Genomic DNA, 22,176 nt, shown 5'->3' with positions numbered 1-22,176 from the left:
GGCGGGAGCAGGGATTTGCTCCATCGTGCTGCTCTCCGGCTGTGCGGGCGATGGCCCCTCGCTGCCCAAGCTGGGCGACCTCAATCCGTTTGCTGAAAAGCAGGTGCCTCTTCCCGGCCGGCGCGTTCCGGTCATGGCGCCCAAGGGGCCCGAGACGACCGAACTGGCCGATGCCTTCACGCCGATCACGCTGCCGGCGCCGCGTATCAACGACAATTGGAGCCAGCCCGGCGGCGAGCCCAGCAACGCGCCGGGTAATCTTGCCTTCAACGGCGGTACCAATACCGCCTGGACAGCGAATGCGGGCACAGGGTCCAGCGGTTCCGGCCGCCTCACCGCGCGCCCGATCATCTATGGCGGCAACATTTACGCGCTCGATGCCGAAGGCAACGTCAGCGCATTCTCCACTTCCGGCTCGTCTCTGTGGCGCACCTCTCTGAAGCCGAAGCGCGAAAGCGGTGGCGGTAGCTGGTTCTCGCTCGGACTTGGCGGTGGCTCAGATGGCGGCGGCTTCGGCGGCGGCCTGGCGATCGACAACGGCCGGCTTTATGCGGCCAGCGGCTTCGGCAACGTAGTCGCGCTCGACCCGCAAACCGGCAAAGCCATTTGGGAAAAGCAGCTTGAGGCGCCTATCCGCTCCTCACCGACAGCGGTTGGCGACCGGGTCTATGTCATTGCCCTTGATGGACGGTTCTTCTGTCTGGCCGGTGCTGACGGCGGTGAACTCTGGTCGGTGCGCGGTCTGCCGCAGCAGGCCAGCTTGATCAACAATGCCAGCCCTGCCGTCGACGGCAACGTGGTGGTGGTCCCTTATCCATCGGGCGACCTGCTGGCGCTCAGCATTTCGGACGGCACGTCGCTGTGGTCGGAGAATCTGGCCCGCACGCGCACGACCTCGCAGATCGCATCCATGAGCGACGCGGCACGCCCTGCCATCGATGGTGGGATCGTGTTCGCCGTCGGACATGCCGGCCGTATGGTCGCTACCCACGCCGATAGCGGCGAGCGCCTGTGGACCGCAAATATCCCGAGCATTCAGACGCCGTGGGTTGCGGGCGGCAGCGTGTTCGTCGTCGATACTCAGGGTCAGTTGATGGGCCTGTCGCGCAACGACGGCAAGACGCAGTGGACCGTGAAGCTGCCCGGCAACGGGCCGTGGGCGGGGCCGACGCTGGCCGGCGGAACGCTGTGGCTCACCTCTGCCGGTGGCGCGCTGGTGGGTGTTGAGGCAACGACCGGCCGCATCGTGACCCAGAAGGAGCTCGGCCAGCCGGTGTTTATCGCGCCGGTCGTGGCCCAGGGCCGCATGTACGTGCTGACCGACAAGGCCAATCTGCTGGCGATCAACTGATCGGCGCGAAAGCGCGACGCCTCCAAACCCTGCGGCACTGGCTGATGCAACTGATGCGGCTGCGCACGTCCCATGCATAGCGCCGTATGTCGTCTGCGTTCCCCTCGCAAGCCTGCGCCGCTCCCCTCGCTCCAGCACCGGCGCTGACGGCCGATCTGAGGCTTAACGTATCTGAACGGGCGGTCCGGCTATGCTGATGGCAGCGAATACGCCATAAGCACGGGAGCATGCGCGCCCGCGCAGCCCTTCAATCAAACCTTCGGCCGGCCGAGTTCCCCATGTCGTCACAACCCGTCATCGCCATTATCGGCCGCCCCAACGTTGGCAAGTCGACCCTGTTCAATCGCCTGACCGGCACACGCTCGGCGCTGGTGTCCGACATGCCAGGCCTCACGCGCGACCGGCGCGAGGAACAGGCCGACATCGGCGGTCACCCCGTCCGGCTGGTCGATACCGCCGGTCTGGAAGAGGCCAAGCGCGGCTCGATTGCCGAACGTATGCGCCAGCAGAGCGAAGCGGCATTGATGGCAGCCGATCTGGTGCTGTTCGTCATCGACTCTCGCGATGGCATCACGCCGGATGACAAGTCGTTCGCCCGCGTCGTGCGCAATTCAGGCCGTCCCGTCATCCTCGTCGCCAACAAGTGTGAGGGCCGCGCCGGCGAAGACGGTTTTTACGCTGCCTTCGAACTTGGCTTCGGTGAGCCTGTCGCGATCTCCGCCGAGCATGGCGAGGGCCTTGGCGATCTGATGGTCGAGATGCTGTCGGCGCTGGGCCTCAAGGAAGACCGCGAGAATGCGGCCGAGCCGCTGCCCGCAACTGAACGGCCGATCCGCGTCGCTATCGTTGGGCGGCCGAATGCAGGCAAGTCTACGTTGGTCAACGCGATACTGGGCGAAGAGCGCATGATCACCGGGCCTGAGCCCGGGCTGACGCGCGACTCCGTTCCCAGCGATGTCGAATGGCACGGTCGCCGGGTGCGCCTGTTCGATACCGCAGGATTGCGGCGCAAGGCGAAGATCACCGAAACGGCCGAGAAGCTGAGTGCATCGGATGCCATCCGCGCCATTCGTTTCGCCGAGGTGGTTGTTCTGCTGGTCGATGCTGAGCGCCCGTTCGAACATCAGGATCTGACGATCGGCGATCGTATCGCTGAGGAAGGACGCGCGCTTGTCGTCGCGGTCAACAAGTGGGATCTGGTTGAAGACAAGCAGCAGGCGCTGAAGGCGCTGCGCGAAACGCTCAACGATCGCCTTGCGCAGGTGCCGGGCGTTACGCTGGTGACGCTGTCGGCGTTGAGCGGCAAGGGTGTCGAGCGACTGTCCGCTGCGGTGCTTGAAGCCTACGACACCTGGAACCGTCGCGTGTCGACAGCGGATCTCAATCGTTGGCTGGAAGAAGCTCTGGCGCGCCATTCGCCGCCAGCGGTTAGTGGGCGGCGCATCAAGATCCGTTACATCACGCAGCCTTCGACGCGACCGCCAACCTTCGTTGCGTTTTGTACGCGCCCGGAGGAAATGCCCAAATCGTATTTGCGCTATCTCACCAACAGCTTGCGTCAGGCGTTCAAGCTTCCCGGCGTTCCGGTGCGGCTCAATCTGCGCAAGGGTGAAAATCCCTATGCTAAGCATAAGCGCTGAGAGCACTTTTTTGAGCCAGCGTGCTGTGCTGTTACTGGCCTAACGGCAGGGCCTGCGTTAACTTTGATTCGCGTGGCTGTGGCGGGGACGAAAGCAGGCGCGCGGGCAGTGAGCCCGGGACAAACTCAAAAACGAGAACAGGGACCAATGTACAGGAGCTCACACAGCCGGGTGCGCCCGGTTTTCTGCGCGGTCGTTGCGTGCGCGGCGGCAGTCTTCGGTGTAGCGTTCGCCACTCCGGCTGATGCGTATACGGCGAAGGTCAACTCCGCTTGCGAGCGCGACTACTATCGCCTGTGCGCTGCCTACTCCATCGGCACGCCGGAACTGCGCAGCTGCATGACGTCGAAGCGCAAGTCACTGTCGCCGCGTTGCGTGCGCGCGCTGGTTGATGCCGGCATGGTGCCGCGCCGCTATCTGGCCAAGAAGTAATGCGGCCGCCGCGTCACGCGCGGCTCGGGGCGCAATCCGCTCCGCAATCTGACAGCAATAACAAGGTGCGCGCCCTGCAAGTTTGTCGGGCGCGCCGGATCGCTAAGCGATCAGCACCAGCGCACCGACCACGCCAGATCACAGCAGGCAATGCGTTAGCGCCTGCAGCCAGGCGGCGCGTCTTCCTCAGGACATGGATTGAGCCGGTTTGAATGAGCCGGTCTGTGTGAGCGGGTGTGAATATTCAGCGGACGGGAGCGGCAGCGAACCCGAAGATGCTGCCTAGCTCACCGTCCACACGGACGACAGCCGCACGTCTGGCGCCGTTCCGGACTTTCATAAGTAGGAAAGAGGGTTAGAAGGTGCAAGGGTAATTTGCCTTTGCAGCGCAGCAACTCTGCTGTGCGCTCTCGTCAGAGATGCGATCATGAACACGATGTCATGTCGGTTGCGTTTGACGTGCATGCCGTGATGCGTTTTCGTCCCGCTGGTGCCCCGTTAGTGCAATGGACATGACGCTAAGCGGAACGTCGGCATCGGCTTGGGCGTGAGGTTTTCAAGATGACCGATCAGGCAGCAGCGGACAAAGCGCCGGCAACGGAAGTGCTGTTCTATCATCTGGAGCAGCAGCCGCTTGAGAAGGTGCTGCCGGTGCTGGTCGAGAAGACGCTGGAACGTGGCTGGCGCGCTGTCGTGCAGGCCGGGTCGGCGGAACGGCTGGCGGTTATCGATCAGGCGTTGTGGACGTTTCGCGACGACAGTTTTGTTCCGCACGGCACCGCGAAGGATGGCCATGCCGCCGACCAGCCGGTCTATCTCACCACCACGGGCGAAACGCCGAACGGAGCAGGCGTGCGTTTTCTGGTCGATGGCGCCGAGGCCGAGGCGTTTTCCGGCTTTGTGCGCATCGTCTATATGTTCGATGGCAACGACAGCGACGCGGTGCAGATTGCGCGCGGCCAATGGAAAGCGGCCAAGGGTGCAGGATGTCCCGTCACCTATTGGCAGCAGAGCAGCGGCGGCAAGTGGGAACGCAAGGCGTGAGGCCCTTTGCTCGGGCTTCTTTTTCCTTGGCGCCAGCGACTCCGCTTCGCGGAGCCGGCCATGGTTGTTTGTCGCGCTCGGGGACTCTCCTTCGGAGAGCCGGCCGCCGAGCGCAGACTGTTGCGCACCTCTCGCCACCGCGCACTATCATCGCGATAACTGTCGGGATCTGCCCCAGCCTCATTATGCTCCCGGGCGCAGAAGAATGCAGATGGGCATGTCCGCGACAGTCAGAGCCTAATTGCCTTGACAGTCTGCGCGGGCACGCCGAAGCGTGAGCCCATGAATTATCGCCACGCCTACCATGCCGGAAACTTTGCCGATGTGATCAAGCACGCAGTGCTGTCGCTCGTGCTCGAATACATGAAACAGAAGCCAGCGCCGTTTCGCGTTATCGATACGCACGCGGGCATCGGGCTTTACGACCTCACCGCCATCGAGGCGCACAAAACCGGTGAGTGGCGCGACGGCATTGGCCGTCTGATGCGCGCTGACCTGACGCCGGAAAACCGCGCGGTTCTGGCGCCGTATCTGGATTGCGTGCGCGCCCTCAATCCGCAGGGCGAGATGCTGCGCTATCCGGGCAGCCCCATCATCGCCAGCGATCTTATCCGCCGTGAGGATCGCCTGATCCTGAACGAGCTCCATCCTGAGGATCGGCTCACGCTTGAGGATCTGTTCGCCCGCGATCGGCAGGTGAAGGTCATGGGGCTGGATGCGTGGACAGCCGTCAAGTCGCTGTTGCCGCCGCCGGAACGGCGGGCCGTTGTGCTGGTCGATCCGTCGTTCGAAGTGCCGGGCGAGCTGGATCGACTGATCAAGGCATTGCAGCAGGGGCTACGTCGCTTTGCGGCGGGCACGTTCCTGCTCTGGTACCCAATCAAGGAGCGGCGTCCGGTGGATGAATTCCGCCGACGCATTACCGAGCTGGAGCTGCCCAGAGCCGTCGCGCTTGAGGTGATGATCCGCGACGGCGCCGATGAAACACGCTTGAACGGTGCCGGCCTCGTCATCGTCAATGCGCCGTTCACTCTCGGCGGAATCCTGCAGAGTTTAATGCCGGAGCTGGTGAAAATTCTGGCGCAGGGCGCCGGAGCGCACTTCAATTATGACGATCTCGGTAACGATCGCGTTAGGGTGCGACAAAAATAACCACCAAAGCTTGCCTACCCCATAAATTTCACTGATACTTCGCGCGCTTGGGGCACAGTCGTCCCCGCGGAATCGGAAGTTAGCATTGAGATCGTGGCGCGCATGTCGATCTACCCGCGCTTATTTTCCCCGCATTGCGAATGGTTACCCGAGCATTTCATGGCGCGGACCCTGATGGGCCGCGCTTTTTTATTTCACGATTACACGCAGGAGATTTCGCGATGCGTCAGAGCGGCACTGTGAAATTCTATAATGCCCAGAAGGGCTATGGCTTCATTACTCCCGATGACGGCGGGAAAGATGTATTTGTCCATGTGACGGCAGTAGAACGCGCTGGTATTCCAAATCTCGACGAAGGCGCGCGCATCTCGTTTGAAACCGAGCCCGACAAGCGCGGCAAGGGCCCCAAGGCCGTAAATCTCCAATATTCCTGACGCTGACTTATCCGGCATCCTCTGGCGCTTCAGGCCTTTGGAGCGTCACCGTATGGCAACGGATCCCCGACCAATCTCGATTGGGCGCGCGCTGGCCATGGGCAAGGGCGCGCGCCTGAGGCAATCTCCGCCAACCTGATGTTGTAGGTGATGATGGAGAACTGACGATGCGCAAGTTGTCCTTTGGGGCCGCGCTGGCTCTTGCCGTTTTGTGCGCCGGATTTTCCGGTGACGCGGAAGCGAAATGCTTCAAGAAATCAGCGTCCGGGACCGCTACGACCGTCGACGGCGCCAAGTTTCAGGTCAAGGAAGCAATCCTGCAGTCGTTCGACTGGGGTGTTTGGGCAGCCTTCATGGCAAGCGGCGCGACGCCGGGCTATCGCGTCAGCACGCCCGCTTACAAGTGTTCGCCGGGTGGCATGGGCTACAACTGCCGGGGCACTTCCACCATCTGCAAAACAAGCTGACGAAAAGGGTCCCGTATCAAAATGGTACGGGATTTTTTCTTTCGTTAACGAATCGGTCGCCGAATCAAGGTCATGATATCGATGGCCCATGCCGTGCCATGGCCACTTTCGACGCTGTCGGAGGCGGATCGTGCGGCAGCGAAGGGCTAGCAAGCGTGGTTGTCGGGTGACACGTTCGCCAAAAAAGCCGTCCCAGGTCGGGAATTGCGCGCTGGCGGAGTGTTTTCGGCTATCTTGAGGCCCACATTGGGGTGGTTAGAACGATAAGGACTTAAAATCATGAGCCTTTCTCGCATCTGCGTGGGGGTCTGCGCTGCCGCCGGCTTCCTGATGCTGGCCACTCTGTCGGGTGCCGGTGAGTACGTCGCTCCGGGTGCCCATGCTGGCGAATACTCGAAGTCAAAGAAGAGCGCGCGCCGTGCTCCCCGTAGCCGCGCATACGCTGTCGAGCGTAGCTCTACGCCGGAAGAAATCGCCCGTTATTTCGCGCTTTACGGCGGTTACATCGATCCGTCGATCAACAAGCAGACGCCGGGCGGTCCGTTCGATAGCGGCTTCTTTTTCGACTCCGGAATCGGCCCCAATGGTGGCAATTCACCATACATGAACTGATGCAGTGCACAGCATGTACTGCACTGCAATTGTCCTTACACATGTTTGCTGGGGCGTCGCCTAGTAAGGGGTTGCGGCCCCCGGTATAACGCTTTGTAATTTCGGGACAGGTTTCTGCGCCTACGGGGGACAAATTCAATGCATGCTAAGCCTAAACTCGCCTTAGCTACGGTGTTCCTTGGCACCGTTGCAGCACTCGCGACGCCGGCTAACGCCGCCTGCAAAAAATTTGGCTTCACTGTCAACGACTACGGCAAGGTGGGGCCGACCAACGACGCCAAGAACTTACTCGACAAGCACATCTCCGAATGGGCTTCCCAGAATGGCGTGACCAACTATTCGACGGGCAAGAAGAGCGTCAGCTGTGAGCTCTTCATCGACGTCATTCTGTTCGATGAATACACCTGCACCGCCAGCGCCACCGTTTGCTGGGGCGGCGATGCCGGCAAGGTCGGTCAGCAGTCCGCTACCGGCGAAGAGGGTGGCGATCATCCCGGCACGCCGGTGCGCAAAGCTGAAGCGATTGGCGAGCAAGCTCCCCAGACCGCAGCCGCAATTGCCGGCACTCCAACCGACCATGACGCTTCGGCCGATGAAGCTGTCCAGGCCGACGCTGCCGGACAGCAGGATGAGCCTGCGCCATCCGAGACCTACGCTGACGCTGCGCCAGAAAGTGCAGCCGATGCATCCCAAGCCCACGCCGCTGCCGACGTGATTGTGAGCGAGCCCGAGCAGCCGCCGGCGGAAGCTGCTGCGGTTGGGGGGCAGCCTCTGGATGATGTTGCTCCCGCAGTAGCCCAGCAGTTGGTGCAGCCGGCAGTTGCCACCGCTACGGCCATCGCTGTTCCGGAAGTGCCCGTAGCAGCTGCGGTCGAAACTGGCGCCTTGCAGAGCGGTGCTGGCCTTGTCAATGCCCCGTCCGTTCCTGCTGCAGCGCCGGCTTCCGCCGTGCCTTCGGCTGAGGATCGCGCTGCCGCCGCATCGGCCGCTGCCGCTGCTGCTGCCGCCGCTGAACGTGCTGCCCAGGCTGCCGAAACCGCTGCCAATGCGGCCAAGGCAGCTGCTGCCGCTGCGGTTGCGGCCAGCACAGCCAGCCAGAAGCACGGTCATGCTTCCGCCTCCGTGCCGCCTCTTGATCAGGCTGCCGATGCAGGAGCTCAGTGAGCTAGCGCGTTACGGTGAGGGTCATCACCGGTCGTATGGCTGAGCTGAACACCTCTGATTTCAAACGCCCGCCTTCGACTGAGGGTGGGCGTTTTTTATTTGGGGCTACGCTGCATCGCGCGGCTAGTTTGACTGTATTGGGGCGAAGGCCGCGACAGCGTTTTGCCATGCTTGATTGAATGGCCGTCGTCGCCTCCCACCAACAGGCACCAGCAGCCTACGCAAGTTTCAACCTGCGAGCAGACGTACGCAGATTTGTGGCCGTGCCATCACCAAACGTGGATGCACAAACGAAAGCTGACGCAGTTCCGACATCCGTCGGGCTTGCTAGAAGGGTCGCATGTGTCCGCGCATGCTGACCTGTCGTCTCATTAACGACGCTCGTCAGACGCACACAGGGCCGCTCGCGCGGCGCCAGCCGCTACTGCACAAGAAAAAGCCGCCCCGAGAGTGAGGGCGGCTTTCATGATCTCGATCCGCGTCGGGCGAACTAAAAAGCGTCTGCAACGACGGGTCACAGCATCCAGTTCGGTATTAATCCGCCTGTCGGCGCGTCACCGTCAGGTCGATTTCGCCGACAACAGAATGTCGTCGCCGTCCTGCAGAATGGCCAGCAGCATGTCGGCCGCAGCCGCCAGTCGCCACGTGTAATAGGGCTGGATCGTCATCGCATCGAGCGGCGGCGCGTTTTCGCCAGCGATGAATTCCGTCAGGTGCAGCGGAGCGCGTGCGTTGGTGCCCTTGCAGCGGAGCAGGAAGTTCGGCTTCTCCATCGTGCCAGCCATCTGCACGTCGATCTCGCCGCCGCGCGGCAGAGCGGTGATGGCGCTGGCGACAAGGTTCAGCAGCAGCTTGGCCTTGTCCTTGGGCATGTGGCCGGGCGTCACCTTCCACACCAGCGTGTGCTTGCCCTTGCCAACGAAGCCGCGTGAAATCTGTTCGCAGGTGCCGAGGTCGATGATCGCGCCTGCTGAGCCCGCGGCGCCGAAGGCGAACCGGCAGAACTGGAGCCGTGCTGAGGCCTGTTCAGTGACGTTTCGAATGACGTCCAGCGCGTAATTCTTGGCTTCCTGATCGTCATCCTCATCGAGGATCTCAAGGCCATTATAGATGGCGCCCACAGGGCCGATGACGTCGTGGCAGATTTTGCTGGAGATGAGTGCAGCGAGTTCAAGGTCGGTCGGATTGGCGCGCTCGCCCATCAATGCCCCCTAAGTGAAAATTCGCGGTTCCGCATGACACAGCGGTTACAGCTGTCCAAAGTGCACGGCCGTTGGGCGAACGAAGGGCGATTTCGCATCCGCGAGCACAGCCTGAGGGTACAACCAGCAGGTATTGGCCGCTTGCGAAGTGTTCTTGCCTTCTGTTACACGCGCCGCAACGTCATGCAAACGTATGCCCGGTTATGCTGTTACTCCTGTCCACGAAGCAGCAGTGGCATCCATCCCGCATCCCGACCGCAACCCAACGGCGCGGAGCCGGACAAGCGAATCAAGGTACGAGCGGTTCATGAAGCTAGAGGAATACCGCGGCTTGGTCGAGGCATTGCTGCCCGCCGTTCTCGCCGCCGGACGTATTGAAATGTCTCACTTCAAGTCCGGCGTCGAAGTTGAGACCAAGGCCGACAGAACGCCGGTTACAGTTGCCGACCAGGAAGCTGAAAAGGTGCTCATCGAGGCTCTGCGTCAGGTGGCGCCGGGCATCCCGGTGATTGCCGAGGAGGAGGTTGCGGCCGGGCGGGTGCCTGAGACTGGCAGCACGTTCTTTCTGGTCGATCCGTTGGATGGCACACGCGCTTTCATCAGCGGCAGCCCCGAGTTCACGGTCAACATCGGGCTCGTTGTCGATCATCGTCCGGTGTTTGGCATCATCTATGCGCCGGCAAGTTCGGAGCTGTTTGCAACGCTCACTCCGCATGAAGCTTTCGAAGCGCACATCAAGCCCGACGACAGCAACGCGACGCTTGCGTCCTGCAGCCTGACGCGGCTTGCAACGCGTGAGCCCGATCGTGCTGCGCTGGTGGCGTTCGCCAGCCGCTCGCACGCTGCGCAGAATACGGATGAATTTCTGCAGCAGTTGCCGATCACCGAAAAGAAGCGCGCAAGCTCGTCGCTGAAGTTCTGTCTCATCGCGCGCGGCGAGGCGGATCTCTATGCGCGCCTTGGCCGAACCAGTGAGTGGGATACGGCGGCGGGGCAGGCGATACTCAACGCTGCGGGCGGCTGTGTCACCACGCTCGATGGCGAACCGCTCTCCTATGGAAAGAGCGCTGAGGGTTATGCCAATCCGCACTTCATCGCGTGGGGGCGCGAGCCTTTGCTGTCGGTGCCGCAATAAGGTCACGCTACAGCGCGCTGTGGCCACACTTTTGCGAACTTTCCGTTGCACGAGTTTGTTCTGTGATACGCGCGCTTATCAGCGCGGCCAGAACGAACAACTGCCGCTGTGGACGCCGCCCAGGCTGGCGAGAACCCGGCGCAAACAACGGATGATCATGGTGCTGCTAACGGGCGCTCGCCACTTTTCCATCAGCTTGCCTGCCAAAGTTCAGGCCGCGTTCGTAACGCTTTTGCTGCTGACGATCGTTGCGGTTTTCGCCGGCGCGCCGTCCGCCTTTGCGCAGTCCGGAGGGGGCTATGGCGCCTATTCAGGGGGACGCACCGGCAACGACGCCTATGTCCCACCGGCAGATGAAGCTTATGTCCCGCCGCAGGACGGCTATGATCCGCCTCCTGGCGGCGCTGCCGGGCAGGCGCCCTATCGTCCCGGCGGCGCTTATTCCGAGGATGACGGCTATCGGCGCTATGATGGCGAGCCAGGTGGCGCCCGTCGCGGTGGGCCGCCACCAGGTCCTCCCCCACCGGCCTATGGCGATACCGATCCGGGCGGCTATGGCGAACCCTATCACGCGCCCGGCGGCTCCTATGATCCGCCCCCGCGCCACGCCGATGGCGGCCCGAGAGATGGCGGCTATTCGCAGGATGAGATCGTTGAGGCTGGCGGCCGCTTTTTCGGCTCGGTCACCAAAGGGCTCGCCAGCGTGATCGAGCACGCCTTCCGTAAATCCGGCCGGCCCAACGGCTATATTCTCGGCACCGATGGCGGTGGCGCATTCATTGCCGGCCTGCGCTATGGCGAGGGCACGCTCTACACCAAGGATGCGGGCACGCACCGGGTATATTGGCAAGGTCCGTCAATCGGTTACGACTTCGGCGGTGAAGGGTCCAAGACCATGGTGCTGGTTTACAACCTGCAGCATCCCGATCAGATCTACGAGCGCTATGCTGGCGTGCAGGGCTCGGCCTATGTCGTTGGCGGCGTGGGCATCCAGTACCAGACGCATGGCAATGTAACCTTGGCGCCGATCCGTTCTGGAATCGGCCTGCGACTAGGTGCCAATGTTGGATATTTGAAGTATACCCGCTCTCCGACGTGGAATCCGTTCTGAGTCGCCGTGCGACCACCGGCCGGCTTCCTGATGGCGCTGGGCGGGGGATGTGGAGCTATGTTGGCTTTGGCAATGAAGCCGTTGCTAAGCTGGCGGGCTCATCGGATAATCCGCGGATGTGATTTGATGGCCGGCAACGGGACCGGCAGCGAGGGGCGTGCGTTGCCTAGCTACGCGCAATCGAGGGCGCAGGCGTGATCACGATCGAGATGGTCATGCTCGCAGCGTTGGGCTTCCTCACGGCGGCGCTGCTGGCGCTGTTCGTCGCTCCGCTTTATCGCAAGCGGGTCGCCCGGCTCACCACCCGCGCGCTCAAGGCGTCCATGCCTGTCACCGAGGCGGAGATCCGGGCCGACAAGGATCGGCTGCGGGCTGAATTCGCCATTCGCATTCATAAGCTCGAGAAAAAGGTGGAAGAGGCCGCCGATGCCTCAGCCCGCCAGATGGTCGAGCTGAACCGGCGCGACGCCATCATCAGCGAGCTTGAAGGCGACGTGGCCGATCAGAGCACGGCGCTGGAAGAACACGAAAACGCGCGCCGGGTTCTCGAACAGACAATCCTGGATCGTCTGCCCAAGGTTGAAAGCCGGTTATCGGAAGCCCGCAAGCTGCTGTTCCAGCGCGATCGCGAGATCGTCACGCTGACCCAGTCCAGCGACAAGCAGGCCCGCGCCCTTGAAGAAGCAACCCAGATCAACGCCCAGCAGTCCGATGAGGTCCATCGCCTCAAGGCTGCGTTGAGCACCCGCGCGGCCCGTAGCCGCGAAGGCTTTGCCGACCCGCGTTATGATGGCGAAGTGGCCCTGCGTACCGAGATTGAAGCTCTGCGTGCCAAGGCGCGGGAGCAGGCGGCGCTAGTGGCGAAGCTGCAATCGCAGCTTGCCAAGGCCGAGGCGGCTGCGGTTAACGGCGCTGGTGCCGAAACCAAGCCCGGTAGCATTACGCTTTCGGCCGATCCTGTACGTCCGGCCAAGGTCATCGGCCGCAATGGTTCAATGTCGATGCGCTCCGCTGAGGAGATTCCCGTCGACAAGCTCGACAATCAGGCGCAGGCCGAGTTCCGCCGCCTGAAGTCGATCAATCAGGATCAGGCGGCCGAGATTTCGCGTCTCAAGGCGGCGCTCGTCACCTATGAGGCCAGCGATCAGGACGACCGTGGCGTCAAGGAAAGCAAGATCGCCATGAAGGCGCGGCTTTCGGCGGTTTCGGCGTTGACCGACGAGCAGGCTACCACCATTCAGGCGCTGCGGGCCGAGGTTGCTTCCAGCAATGAGAAGCTCGCCCGCCAGGCGGCCTACTTCATGGAAGAGATGCGCCGTCTGGGTTCGGTGCCGACCACCAAATCGCGCGGCGCTGAAAGCGCTGAGGCGCTGAAGCGTCCGCTGGCGGAGCGGATCAACGATCCCCGCGTCGCCCGGCTCGTCCGTGCGGCGGGCGAGGCGGACGCCGGTGCTGAGGCTTCCGCTGCTCAGCCTCCCGCCATGCCGTCCGGTGCCGACGGCGAGGGTGCCGCTGCGGAGCCGCGCCGTGTTGGCGGCTTCCTGAAGGCGCTTGACGCGGCTGCGCTTGAGGCTCCTATCGAGCATGTGTCAGACGCCATTGGCGATGACAGCGACATCCAGCGTCCGCGCAAGGCACGGCTGCTCGATCGCATCACCGGCCTCGACAAGAACTCCGCCTGACCAGACCATGATCGCTTCGGACCCTATCGTCCGAAGCGTGAATCATCGGTCTAAAAAAGCTTCCATGATCGCTTCGGACTTGCTGCTCTGACGGCGGCCTGCGCGGGGCCGCGCACACCAATCAGCGCTGGCGGCCGGCTCCGCGCAGCGGATTCGCCAGTGCGAAAAGGTAATCATGCACCGGCGGCCGGCTCCCCGGAGGGGAGTCGCCGGTGCGAAAAGAGAGCTATTGTCGCCGGTGTGAAAAAAGGGCGCCGCATTCCCATGCAGCACCCTTAGATGTCTTGCAGCACTGCGCTGGCGAGGCAGGTCGCAGGCGATGCGTCCCGCGCGCCGCTCGCCCCGCGTATCAGCCGTTGTGGGCGGCGAAGGTGGCGGCATCCGGCGCAGGCTGCCATTCGCTGGCGTCCTTGGCCTTGCGCACGCGGCCGTCGAACTGCGCGCCTTCCGCGATCATCAGGTTCTTCTGGGTGATGTCGCCATTGATGCGCGCGGTGGCATAGAGGGCCACCGTTTCGCCGCGCAACTGGCCGTGAATCTCGCCGTGGATCGAAAGATTGCGCGCCACCAGCGTGCCAGTGACCTTGCCGGTCTCGCTGACGGTGATGTCGTCGCCATGTACGTCACCGGCAATCTCGCCTGAGATAACAAGCGCGCTCTTGCAGATGAGCGTGATCTTCTGGCCGACGATGGCCAGATCGGGGCCGATGACGGAGGCGTTCTTGGCAGGGGACATCATGGGATTTGCCGGAGCCACTTCGCGGATGCCTGCGGATGGCGGTGTGGCGATGCCAGCCGAAGGGGTGATTGGTGTGCCCGGCGCATTTACCGGCTTCTGATCTGGGTTAAATCCGCGGCCGAACACAACGTACCTCCTATGGCGGGGCGCATGGGACCATGCGCGCGGAACATGCTCTGATGCCCTTGGCATGTCGAGAAATCTATCGGGGCTCATGGTTGCCAGTGAGGCCATACAGCGGTTTGGATAGATTTAACGTTAATCCGTTTCGTCATCCGTCGCCGCGCATCCGGTTGATGTCCGGGGCTCGCTCCGCACGTCGTCGTCATACCGACAGCAGTCGCTGACAGGCGAACAGTTTCAACAGCGGATCGGGTGAAGTGATGCCGTACGCTCGGGGGCGACCGTTCAGGAATGGCGTGCCAGGCCCGTGCAAAAAATCTGCCCTGAGATCGTGATGCAACACTGGCCGCCATGGCGTTGCCGCCATTGTAGACTCCTCTCCGCACCCAACCTAGACTCGTTCCAATGGGGGCGTGCCGGGGTGCCGTTCTAAAAATAATATCGTGGCGTTGAAGGGGGAGTTCGGCATGGCCGGCGGCTCGGGGGAAATTGATATCAAAGCACTGCCGAAGATGGTGCGTTGGTACAGTCCTGCGCATCTTGTCAGCACCGGCTGGCGTTCGGTCGTGTCGGAGATATTCGGTCAGTACGCTGACCAGCGCATCATGCAGGCAACCATCGACGGCTTCGCGCCGGAGGTGATGAAGTCTGTCATCAGCCGCTACGACTACGCCGATCTGCGTCAGCTCAGTGACGGCAACTCGGTGTGGTTCGACTATGTGGCCGACCTTGGCGATGGGTTCGATTCCACCTACGCCGTCGCGTCTCTCATCAGTGCGCCGCAACTGACGCTGGAGGGCGCGGGCACGTTGCCGGCACCGAAGCTGCTCATCATGGGCGGCGACCAGGTTTATCCATTCCCAACCCGTCAGGCCTATCGCGAGCGCTTTGCGATGCCATATGCCACCGCGCTGCCGCCCGCTGCCGATGGTGGCTGGCGCCGCAAGCTGTTCGTGCTGCCGGGCAATCACGACTGGTACGACGGTCTCAGCTCGTTCGATCACATGTTCTGTAAGGCGCGGTTTGGCCACGCCAGCGAGAACCGCATCGGCGGCTGGCTCTGTCCGCAGCACCGCAGCTATTTCGCGATCCGTCTGCCGCACAACTGGTGGATCTGGGGCGCTGACATCCAGCTTGCCCAGTATCTCGACGCCGGCCAGATCCTCTATTTCGAAAGCGTCGCCGAGGAAATGAAGCGCCACCCGACCGAGGCGCCCAAGGTCATCCTCTGCACGCCGGAGCCGAGCTGGAACTACGACCGCGACGAGAGCCTGCAGGGCGAAGACAACCTCGCCACCATCACCAAGATCGCCACCGATGCCGGCGCGCGCATTCCGGCCGTGCTCTCGGGCGATCTACATCACTACAGCCGCTACCATTCCGCAGAAACGGGCACCAGCTTCTTCACGGCCGGCGGTGGCGGCGCGTACTTTTCGCCGACGCATTATCTGAAAGACAAGCGTACCATCACCACCGCCACCGGTGAATCGATCGAACTCGATCTGCGCTGCAAGATGAAGGACGGCGAGCGCACGGAGGAGCCTTCATGCTGGCCCTCTCGCGGCACCTGCCGCCGCCTCAGCATGTCGACGCTCGGCTTTCCGTTCCGCAACTATGGCTACTCAGTCGCGCTCGGTTTCATCTACTGGGTGATCATCTGGATGTTCTCGACCACGCCGTACGGCGGCAAGACGGTGGGCGAGACACTGCTTTACGATCCCGACTTCCACTGGTGGCCCGGCATCTTCCTGCTGGCACCGCTGGCGGCGGCAACCAACGTCGTGCTGGGCATATGGTGCCTCGGACTATGGGTGGTGCTGTATTTGTATGCCGACAATGAGTGGGGCGGCAAGGCAAAGGCCGCGCTGGGCACGCTGCACTGGCTGGCGCACATCGCGATGATGATCGCGCTTTACTATGCCGTGTCCTACTTCTCGTTCTGGATGGTGGAGACGGCGTGGCCGCAGGCACGTGAAGTGCTGCAGAATCTTGATCTGCGTACTTCGCCCGATGTCCGCGAACTGTTGCGCACGATCGTCATCTTCCCGCTGACGATGATCTTCCTCGGCGGTATCGCGGCGGGTTTCGTGTGGGGCGCCTACCTGACAATCTGCTGTTTCATGGGGCTGCATTGCGATCAGGCGTTTGCCTCTATGGCGATCCCTGACTTCAAAAATTTCCTGCGTATCAAGGTCGAGCCGAACAAGGTCACGATCTACCCGATCGGGTTGCGGCACGCGCCCCGGCGCTGGGCGTGGAAGCACGCCAAGGATCGCGGCCTGGGCGATTCCAGCGGGCCGTCGATCGTGACGTCGCGGCCGATGCGTCCGGAGCTGATCGAGAGCCCGATCGAGATACGTGTCGGTGATTTGAAGCGACCGCGTCCACGTGGGTCATCGTCTGGCGTTTGATTTGTTTGTTCCGTGCGGGTGCCGCCAATAGGTTCCGCGCTGCCGATCTGGGGAGAGTAAAGGCGTATGCAGGCGCGGCTTTCGATGCCCGCTTCCAGGCTCAGGGCCCACTACGATGTTGTCGTGGTCGGCTCCGGGTACGGCGGAGGCGTTGCCGCGTCGCGTCTGGCGCGCTGCGGTCGCAAGGTCGCCGTGCTGGAGCGGGGCCGCGAGTTTCTGCCCGGCGATTTCCCCGATGGCGTCGCGGCCGCCAGTGCCGAAACGCAGCTCACCGGTACGCACGGCAGGATCGGCTCGCCGCTGGCGCTGTTTGATGTGCGTGTCGGCAAGGATGTCGATGTGCTGATGGGCTGCGGGCTGGGCGGCACGTCGCTCATCAACGCCAATGTCTGCCTGATGCCCGATGCGCGCGTGTTTCAGGACGAAGCTTGGCCGGTGCCGCTGCGCACTGATCGCCTGCTGGCGGAAGGCTTCGTGCGTGCGCGTCATATGCTGCGGCCTGAACCGTCGGCGAAGACGCAGAGCTATCAGAAGGTGGCGGCGCTGGATCTGGCGGCGCAGGCGTTTGACCGCAACGTGAAGCCCATTCCGCTGCACGTCGCCTTCAAGTCAGGCCCCAATGCTGCGGGTGTCGAGCAGCCAGCATGCACGGATTGCGGCGATTGCTGTGGCGGCTGCAATGTCGGAGCCAAAACGACAACCGCCTGCACCTACATCGCCGATGCGGCTGCGTTCGGCGCGGAGGTTTTTACCGGCATTCAGGTGTTGTCGCTGGCGAAGGACGAGCGCGACGGCTGGCGCGTTCTGGCGATGCCGACTGAGGCCGATGCTGCGCGCGGCCAGCAGTATTCCGTCACCGCCGACGTGGTGGTGCTGGCTGCCGGAACGCTGGGCTCGACGGAAATCCTGCTTCGCTCACAGCAGCTGCACGGGCTGGCTGTTTCGCCATGGCTGGGGCACCGCTTCACGTCCAACGGTGATGCGATCGCGTTTTCCTACAACAACGACATTCCGGTAAATGGCATCGGTGTCGGCCATCCGGCGAAGGTGCAGGCAGCTCCGGTTGGTCAGGCGGTAAACGCACTGATCGACATGCGCGATACGGCGGATGTGCGTGACGGCATCGCGATTTGCGAATGCGCGCTGCCCAGCTCGTTCGCGGCCGCATTGCCCGCCATGCTGGCGCCGACAGCAGCAATCTTTGGCGAGCGTGAGAAGCGCACGTCGCCGGTGCAACTGGATGGGTTACAGAACACCGTCGCCAGTCTCGTCAAAGGCGCTTACAGCGGCGCTGTCCACAGCTCGCAGACATTTCTGGCCGTCGGTCACGACGCGGGCGATGGCGTCATGCGCCTCGACGATGATCGCCTCACGATAGAATGGGACGGCGCCCTAAATCAGCCCGCGTTCCAGAATATCGATCAGGCCTTGCGACACGCCAGCTACGCCACCGGTGGCACCTATATCCGCAATCCGGTGTCGCAGAAGGCGCTGGGTGGCAACCCGATGACGGTGCATCCGCTCGGCGGCTGTGTGATGGGCGAGAGTTCCGCAACCGGTGTCGTCAATCACAAGGGGCAGGTGTTCGACGCCAGCGTTGAAGCCAATCCCGGTGCGATCCATCGCGGACTTTATGTCTGCGATGGCGCGGTCATTCCGTGCCCGCTGGGCATACATCCCTTGCTGACGATCACGGCGCTGGCCGAGCGTGCGATGATTTTGATGGCAGAAGAATACGGTTGGGAAATGCGCGAAGAAAGCGCACCGACGCAGGTGCCATCGCCAGATGCGGCGACGGTTGCATCGGTGGCTATCCCCGCGCCTTCCCCTCAGCGTTCCTGGTTTGCGCGCTGGCTTAGACGTGCGCCGCAACCGGCCAATGGAGAATAATAATGCGGCGCCTCTCGAAATCGGTTGCTGATCTGAAGTTGCGTTATGACGTCGTCGTTGTCGGCTCCGGTTATGGCGGCGGCGTTGCGGCTTCGCGCATGGCGCGTGCTGGCAAGCGCGTTGCTGTGCTGGAACGCGGGCAGGAGTTTGCCATCGGCGATTTCCCCGATCGCATGATCGAAGCGCAGGAGCAGTTTCAGGTCTCGCGCGAAGGTCAGCGCGTGTCCGGTTCGCCCTCGGCGCTGTATGATCTGCGGCTCGGCAAGGACATTCACGTGTTCGTCGGCTGCGGCCTTGGCGGTGGTTCACTGGTCAACGCCAACGTCTCGCTGCCGCCCGATCCGCGTGTGTGGGATGATCCCGTCTGGCCGCCGGAGCTGGCGCAGGATCAGACGCGGCAGGAGGGCTTTGCGCGCGCGATGGATGTGCTGCGTCCGGTGCCGTATGAAGGTCCGCGTCTCGACAAGCTGCACGCTCTCGGCATCAGCGGCAACGCGTTCCATCGTGACATCACGCGCCCGCCCATCAACGTCACGCTCAAGAAACAGGTGAATTACGCGGGCGTTGAGCAGCCTGCGTGTACGCTGTGCGGTGACTGCTGCTCGGGCTGCAACGTTGGCGCTAAAAACACCGTGCAGGTGACATACATCGCCGACGCGTTTCAGCACGGCGCGGAAATCTTCACTGAAATGCGCGTGACGCATGTGCTGCCGGAGCGCGGCCGCTGGCGCATTTTCTTTGAAGCACTCGGCCATGACCGCGAAAAATTTGCCGCCGCCGACCAGTCGATCACCGCCGATGTTGTTGTGCTCGGAGCGGGCACACTGGGATCGACGGAAATCCTACTGCGCTCGCGTCAGGAGGGGCTTGCGGTTTCCGAGCAGCTTGGCGAACGCTTCACCGGCAACGGTGATGTGCTGGCCTTCGCCTACAACAACGACGTGCGCATTAACGGCATCGGCGTGGGGGATCCGCCGGTGGCCGATACCGGCCCGGTTGGTCCGTGCATTTCCGGCATGATCGACCTGCGCAACACCGACAAGCTTGAAGACGGTATGGTCATCGAGGAAGGCTCGATACCGTCAGCGCTGGCGCCCATTCTGCCCGCGCTGCTCACCATTGGCGGCGACAAGCTGGGCGAGGATACCGATCGTGGCGTCGTCGACTTTCTGGCGGAGCGCAAACGCCGTCGCGAAAGCCTGCTGTTCGGTGCCTATCAGGGCGCGGTCAACAACACGCAAACTTATCTCGTCATGAGTCACGATGACGGCAAGGGCCGCATCGCGCTTGAAAACGGGCGGTTGAAACTGGTCTGGCCCAAGGTGGCGCAACAGTCGATTTTCGAGAAGGTGGATCGCACGTTGCGCCGCGCCACGCTGGCGACGGGCGGCAACTACATCCGCAATCCGCTCACTGAAACCATTCTCGGCAACAACCTCATCACCGTGCATCCGCTCGGCGGTTGTGCGATGGGCCATGACCGCGCCAGCGGCGTCGTCAACCACAAGTGCCAGGTGTTCGATGCGCGGCCCGATGCGCCCGCCAACGCGGTGCACGCTGGCCTCTACGTTTGCGATGGTTCGGTCATCCCGCGGCCGCTCGGCGTCAATCCGCTGCTGACGATCACGGCGCTGTCCGAGCGCGCGATGATCCATCTGGCGCAGGATCGCGGCTGGGACTTCTCCGATGCGCAGCGTCACGATCTGCCATTGCTGGTTGCCGCTCCGCAGGGCCGCGAAACGACACGCCCGGCGGGCGTAGAGTTCACCGAGCGCATGGCGGGCTTCGTTTCGCAGGCCGTTGCACTGCCGTATGAAACGGCGGCGCGGCGCGGCAAGGAAGAAGGCCATCCGTGCAATTTCACTCTCACGGTCATCATCGACGATGTTGACCGCTTCGTCGCCGATCCGCAACGTTCTGGCCGTATCGTCGGCACGGTGGAATGCTCGGCGCTTTCGCCTGAGCCGCTCGAAATCTTCGACGGCAAGTTCAATCTGATGCGCGTCGATGAAGCTGCGGTCGAAACCAAACGTTTCGACTATCGCTTCTCGCTCGCCGCGCGCGATGGCTCCGAATATTATTTCGATGGCCACAAGGTCGTGCGCTCCGATGCAACGCTCGATCTATGGCGCGATACAACCCGTCTCAACATTGACATTGCGCGCGGTGGTCAGGGTCAATTCGGCCCGCTGGCACGCGGCATGCTGGAGATCGCACCGTCCGATTTCTACGTGCAGATGCAGACGCTGCGCGGAACGGGCGGCGCCAACACCGCCGATCGCATGCGCGCAGTCGGCAAGTTTGGACGCTTCTTCAGTCGCGAGCTGTTCGACACCTACGGCGGCGTGCTGGCACGCACCGGCCGCTATGATGCGCTCAACCCGCGCAAGAAACGCACCCTGCGCGTACCCGAACCGGAAGTGCATCTGGTGCGTACGGAAGACGGCAAAACGCTGAAGCTCACGCGTTATCGCGGCGGCGCCAAAGGCCCGGTGGTGCTGATGCATGGTCTGGGCGTCTCCAGCCTCATCTTCTCCATCGACACCATCGAGACCAACCTGCTCGAATATCTCGTGGCGGAGGGCTACGACTGCTGGCTGCTCGACTATCGCGCCAGTGTTGACCTGCCGTATGCGCAGGAGCTGTGGAGCGCTGATGATGTGGCGATCCGCGACTATCCGGCGGCGCTGGCCAAGGTGCGCGGCATCACGCGTGCGCCGACAGTGCAGGTCATCGCCCATTGCTTCGGCGCCACCACCTTCACGATGTCGATGCTTGCGGGTCTTGAGGGCGTGCGCTCAGCCGTGATTTCGCAGATCTCTACCGACTACGTGGTGCCGTTCTTCCCGCAGCGTATGCTGGCTTACCTGCGCGCGCCGGAGCTGTTCGAAGCCATCGGCATCGACGTTGTGAACGCACGGGCCACCACCGCCGATCCGCTGCGCGAGCGCGTGCTGGACAAAGTTCTGCAGGCGATCGTGCCGGTGCCCCGTTCCGAGCGCACGCGCGAAGCCACCAGCAATCGCATCACGGCGCTGTACGGCAGGCTTTACAACCTTGCGCAGTTGAATGACGCGACGATCACGTCAGGGCTGGCGGAGATGTTCGGCGAAGCGAACATCGAGGCGTTCCGGCACCTCGCGCTGCTGACGCGCGAAGGCAAGCTGCTGGATGCTGAAGGTCGCGATGTTTATCTGCCGCATCTTGAGCGCATGGCGTTGCCGATCCTGTTCGTGCATGGCGGCGACAACGCCTGCTTCCGGCCGGAAAGCACCGCACGCACAATTGATCGCTTGGCGGCGGTCAACGGCCGTCAGCTTTACGACCGCCATGTCATTCCGGGATACGGACACATCGACTGCATCTTCGGCAAAAACGCATCGCACGATGTCTATCCGCTGATTGCCGCACATCTCGACAAGACGGCTGACATCTAGGTATGCGCGATTACGCGCTGGCGGCCGGCTGTGCGGAGCGCAGTCCCGAGCGCAGGTAAGAAATCGCTCGGCGGCCGCGCCTTGCGGCTGGCTCCCCGCAGGGGAGTCGCAAGGCGCCAGAAAAGGAGTCGCCAGCGCAATCAAAAGCTG

17 protein-coding genes are annotated in these 22,176 nt (G+C 62.7%); 15 read left to right on the top strand and 2 right to left on the bottom strand.

Annotated elements, in window-relative coordinates; all coding sequences use genetic code 11:
- Positions 1–25 precede the first annotated feature (25 nt).
- From C6Y62_RS01280 to C6Y62_RS01240, 9 genes are all read left to right on the top strand, one after another.
- Positions 26–1,351 (top strand): outer membrane protein assembly factor BamB family protein, encoded by a 1,326-nt coding sequence (locus C6Y62_RS01280; RefSeq protein ID WP_338074314.1) that lies wholly within the window; start codon positions 26–28, stop codon positions 1,349–1,351.
- A 278-nt stretch (positions 1,352–1,629) separates the two neighbouring features.
- Positions 1,630–2,991 (top strand): ribosome biogenesis GTPase Der, encoded by a 1,362-nt coding sequence (der, locus tag C6Y62_RS01275; RefSeq protein WP_173952482.1) that lies wholly within the window; start codon positions 1,630–1,632, stop codon positions 2,989–2,991.
- Positions 2,992–3,138: 147 nt separating this feature from the next.
- A complete protein-coding gene (locus tag C6Y62_RS01270; RefSeq protein ID WP_173952481.1) occupies positions 3,139–3,423 on the top strand; it encodes a hypothetical protein in 285 nt (94 codons plus the stop codon).
- 561 nt (positions 3,424–3,984) lie between these two features.
- The gene (locus C6Y62_RS01265; protein WP_068460575.1) at positions 3,985–4,467 is read left to right on the top strand and encodes a DNA polymerase III subunit chi; all 483 of its coding nucleotides are present in this window, start codon (positions 3,985–3,987) and stop codon (positions 4,465–4,467) included.
- Positions 4,468–4,749: 282 nt separating this feature from the next.
- The gene (locus tag C6Y62_RS01260; protein ID WP_173952480.1) at positions 4,750–5,619 is read left to right on the top strand and encodes a 23S rRNA (adenine(2030)-N(6))-methyltransferase RlmJ; all 870 of its coding nucleotides are present in this window, start codon (positions 4,750–4,752) and stop codon (positions 5,617–5,619) included.
- Between the two features lie 221 nt (positions 5,620–5,840).
- On the top strand, positions 5,841–6,053 hold the full coding sequence (locus C6Y62_RS01255; RefSeq protein ID WP_068460571.1) for a cold-shock protein: 213 nt from the start codon (positions 5,841–5,843) through the stop codon (positions 6,051–6,053).
- A gap of 167 nt (positions 6,054–6,220) precedes the next feature.
- On the top strand, positions 6,221–6,520 hold the full coding sequence (locus C6Y62_RS01250; protein ID WP_173952479.1) for a hypothetical protein: 300 nt from the start codon (positions 6,221–6,223) through the stop codon (positions 6,518–6,520).
- Positions 6,521–6,799: 279 nt separating this feature from the next.
- Positions 6,800–7,132, top strand: a complete 333-nt coding sequence (locus tag C6Y62_RS01245; RefSeq protein ID WP_068460567.1) for a hypothetical protein — start codon at positions 6,800–6,802, stop codon at positions 7,130–7,132.
- Positions 7,133–7,270: 138 nt separating this feature from the next.
- Positions 7,271–8,296 (top strand): prolipoprotein diacylglyceryl transferase, encoded by a 1,026-nt coding sequence (locus tag C6Y62_RS01240; RefSeq protein WP_173952478.1) that lies wholly within the window; start codon positions 7,271–7,273, stop codon positions 8,294–8,296.
- 560 nt (positions 8,297–8,856) lie between these two features.
- Here C6Y62_RS01240 and chpT read toward each other — a convergent pair.
- On the bottom strand, positions 8,857–9,498 hold the full coding sequence (gene chpT / locus C6Y62_RS01235) for a histidine phosphotransferase ChpT (protein ID WP_173952477.1): 642 nt from the start codon (positions 9,496–9,498) through the stop codon (positions 8,857–8,859).
- 307 nt (positions 9,499–9,805) lie between these two features.
- On the opposite strand from chpT, the gene cysQ reads away from it, so the two are divergent.
- From cysQ to C6Y62_RS01220, 3 genes are all read left to right on the top strand, one after another.
- The gene (gene cysQ / locus C6Y62_RS01230) at positions 9,806–10,633 is read left to right on the top strand and encodes a 3'(2'),5'-bisphosphate nucleotidase CysQ (RefSeq protein ID WP_068460561.1); all 828 of its coding nucleotides are present in this window, start codon (positions 9,806–9,808) and stop codon (positions 10,631–10,633) included.
- Positions 10,634–10,790: 157 nt separating this feature from the next.
- Positions 10,791–11,744, top strand: a complete 954-nt coding sequence (locus C6Y62_RS16690) for an EipA family protein (protein WP_173952476.1) — start codon at positions 10,791–10,793, stop codon at positions 11,742–11,744.
- Positions 11,745–11,938: 194 nt separating this feature from the next.
- Positions 11,939–13,426 (top strand): coiled-coil domain-containing protein, encoded by a 1,488-nt coding sequence (locus C6Y62_RS01220; protein ID WP_173952475.1) that lies wholly within the window; start codon positions 11,939–11,941, stop codon positions 13,424–13,426.
- Positions 13,427–13,775: 349 nt separating this feature from the next.
- Here the strand turns inward: C6Y62_RS01220 and C6Y62_RS01215 are convergent, their stop codons facing one another.
- Positions 13,776–14,291: a bactofilin family protein gene (locus C6Y62_RS01215; protein WP_068460557.1), complete on the bottom strand. Its 516-nt coding sequence runs from the start codon at positions 14,289–14,291 to the stop codon at positions 13,776–13,778.
- 464 nt (positions 14,292–14,755) lie between these two features.
- On the opposite strand from C6Y62_RS01215, the gene C6Y62_RS01210 reads away from it, so the two are divergent.
- From C6Y62_RS01210 to C6Y62_RS01200, 3 genes are all read left to right on the top strand, one after another.
- Complete coding sequence (locus C6Y62_RS01210) at positions 14,756–16,699, top strand: metallophosphoesterase family protein (protein WP_173952474.1); 1,944 nt, start codon at positions 14,756–14,758, stop codon at positions 16,697–16,699.
- Positions 16,700–16,765: 66 nt separating this feature from the next.
- Positions 16,766–18,589 (top strand): GMC family oxidoreductase N-terminal domain-containing protein, encoded by a 1,824-nt coding sequence (locus tag C6Y62_RS01205; RefSeq protein ID WP_173952473.1) that lies wholly within the window; start codon positions 16,766–16,768, stop codon positions 18,587–18,589.
- A 2-nt stretch (positions 18,590–18,591) separates the two neighbouring features.
- Positions 18,592–22,026 (top strand): alpha/beta fold hydrolase, encoded by a 3,435-nt coding sequence (locus C6Y62_RS01200; protein ID WP_173952472.1) that lies wholly within the window; start codon positions 18,592–18,594, stop codon positions 22,024–22,026.
- Positions 22,027–22,176 lie beyond the last annotated feature (150 nt).

The sequence above is a fragment of the Hyphomicrobium sulfonivorans genome (genome assembly GCF_013306565.1).
GTDB classification, from domain to species: domain Bacteria; phylum Pseudomonadota; class Alphaproteobacteria; order Rhizobiales; family Hyphomicrobiaceae; genus Hyphomicrobium_A; species Hyphomicrobium_A sulfonivorans.
The sequence above is the reverse complement of the archived record's forward strand: the minus strand, read 5'-3'. Positions and strand labels throughout refer to the sequence as shown.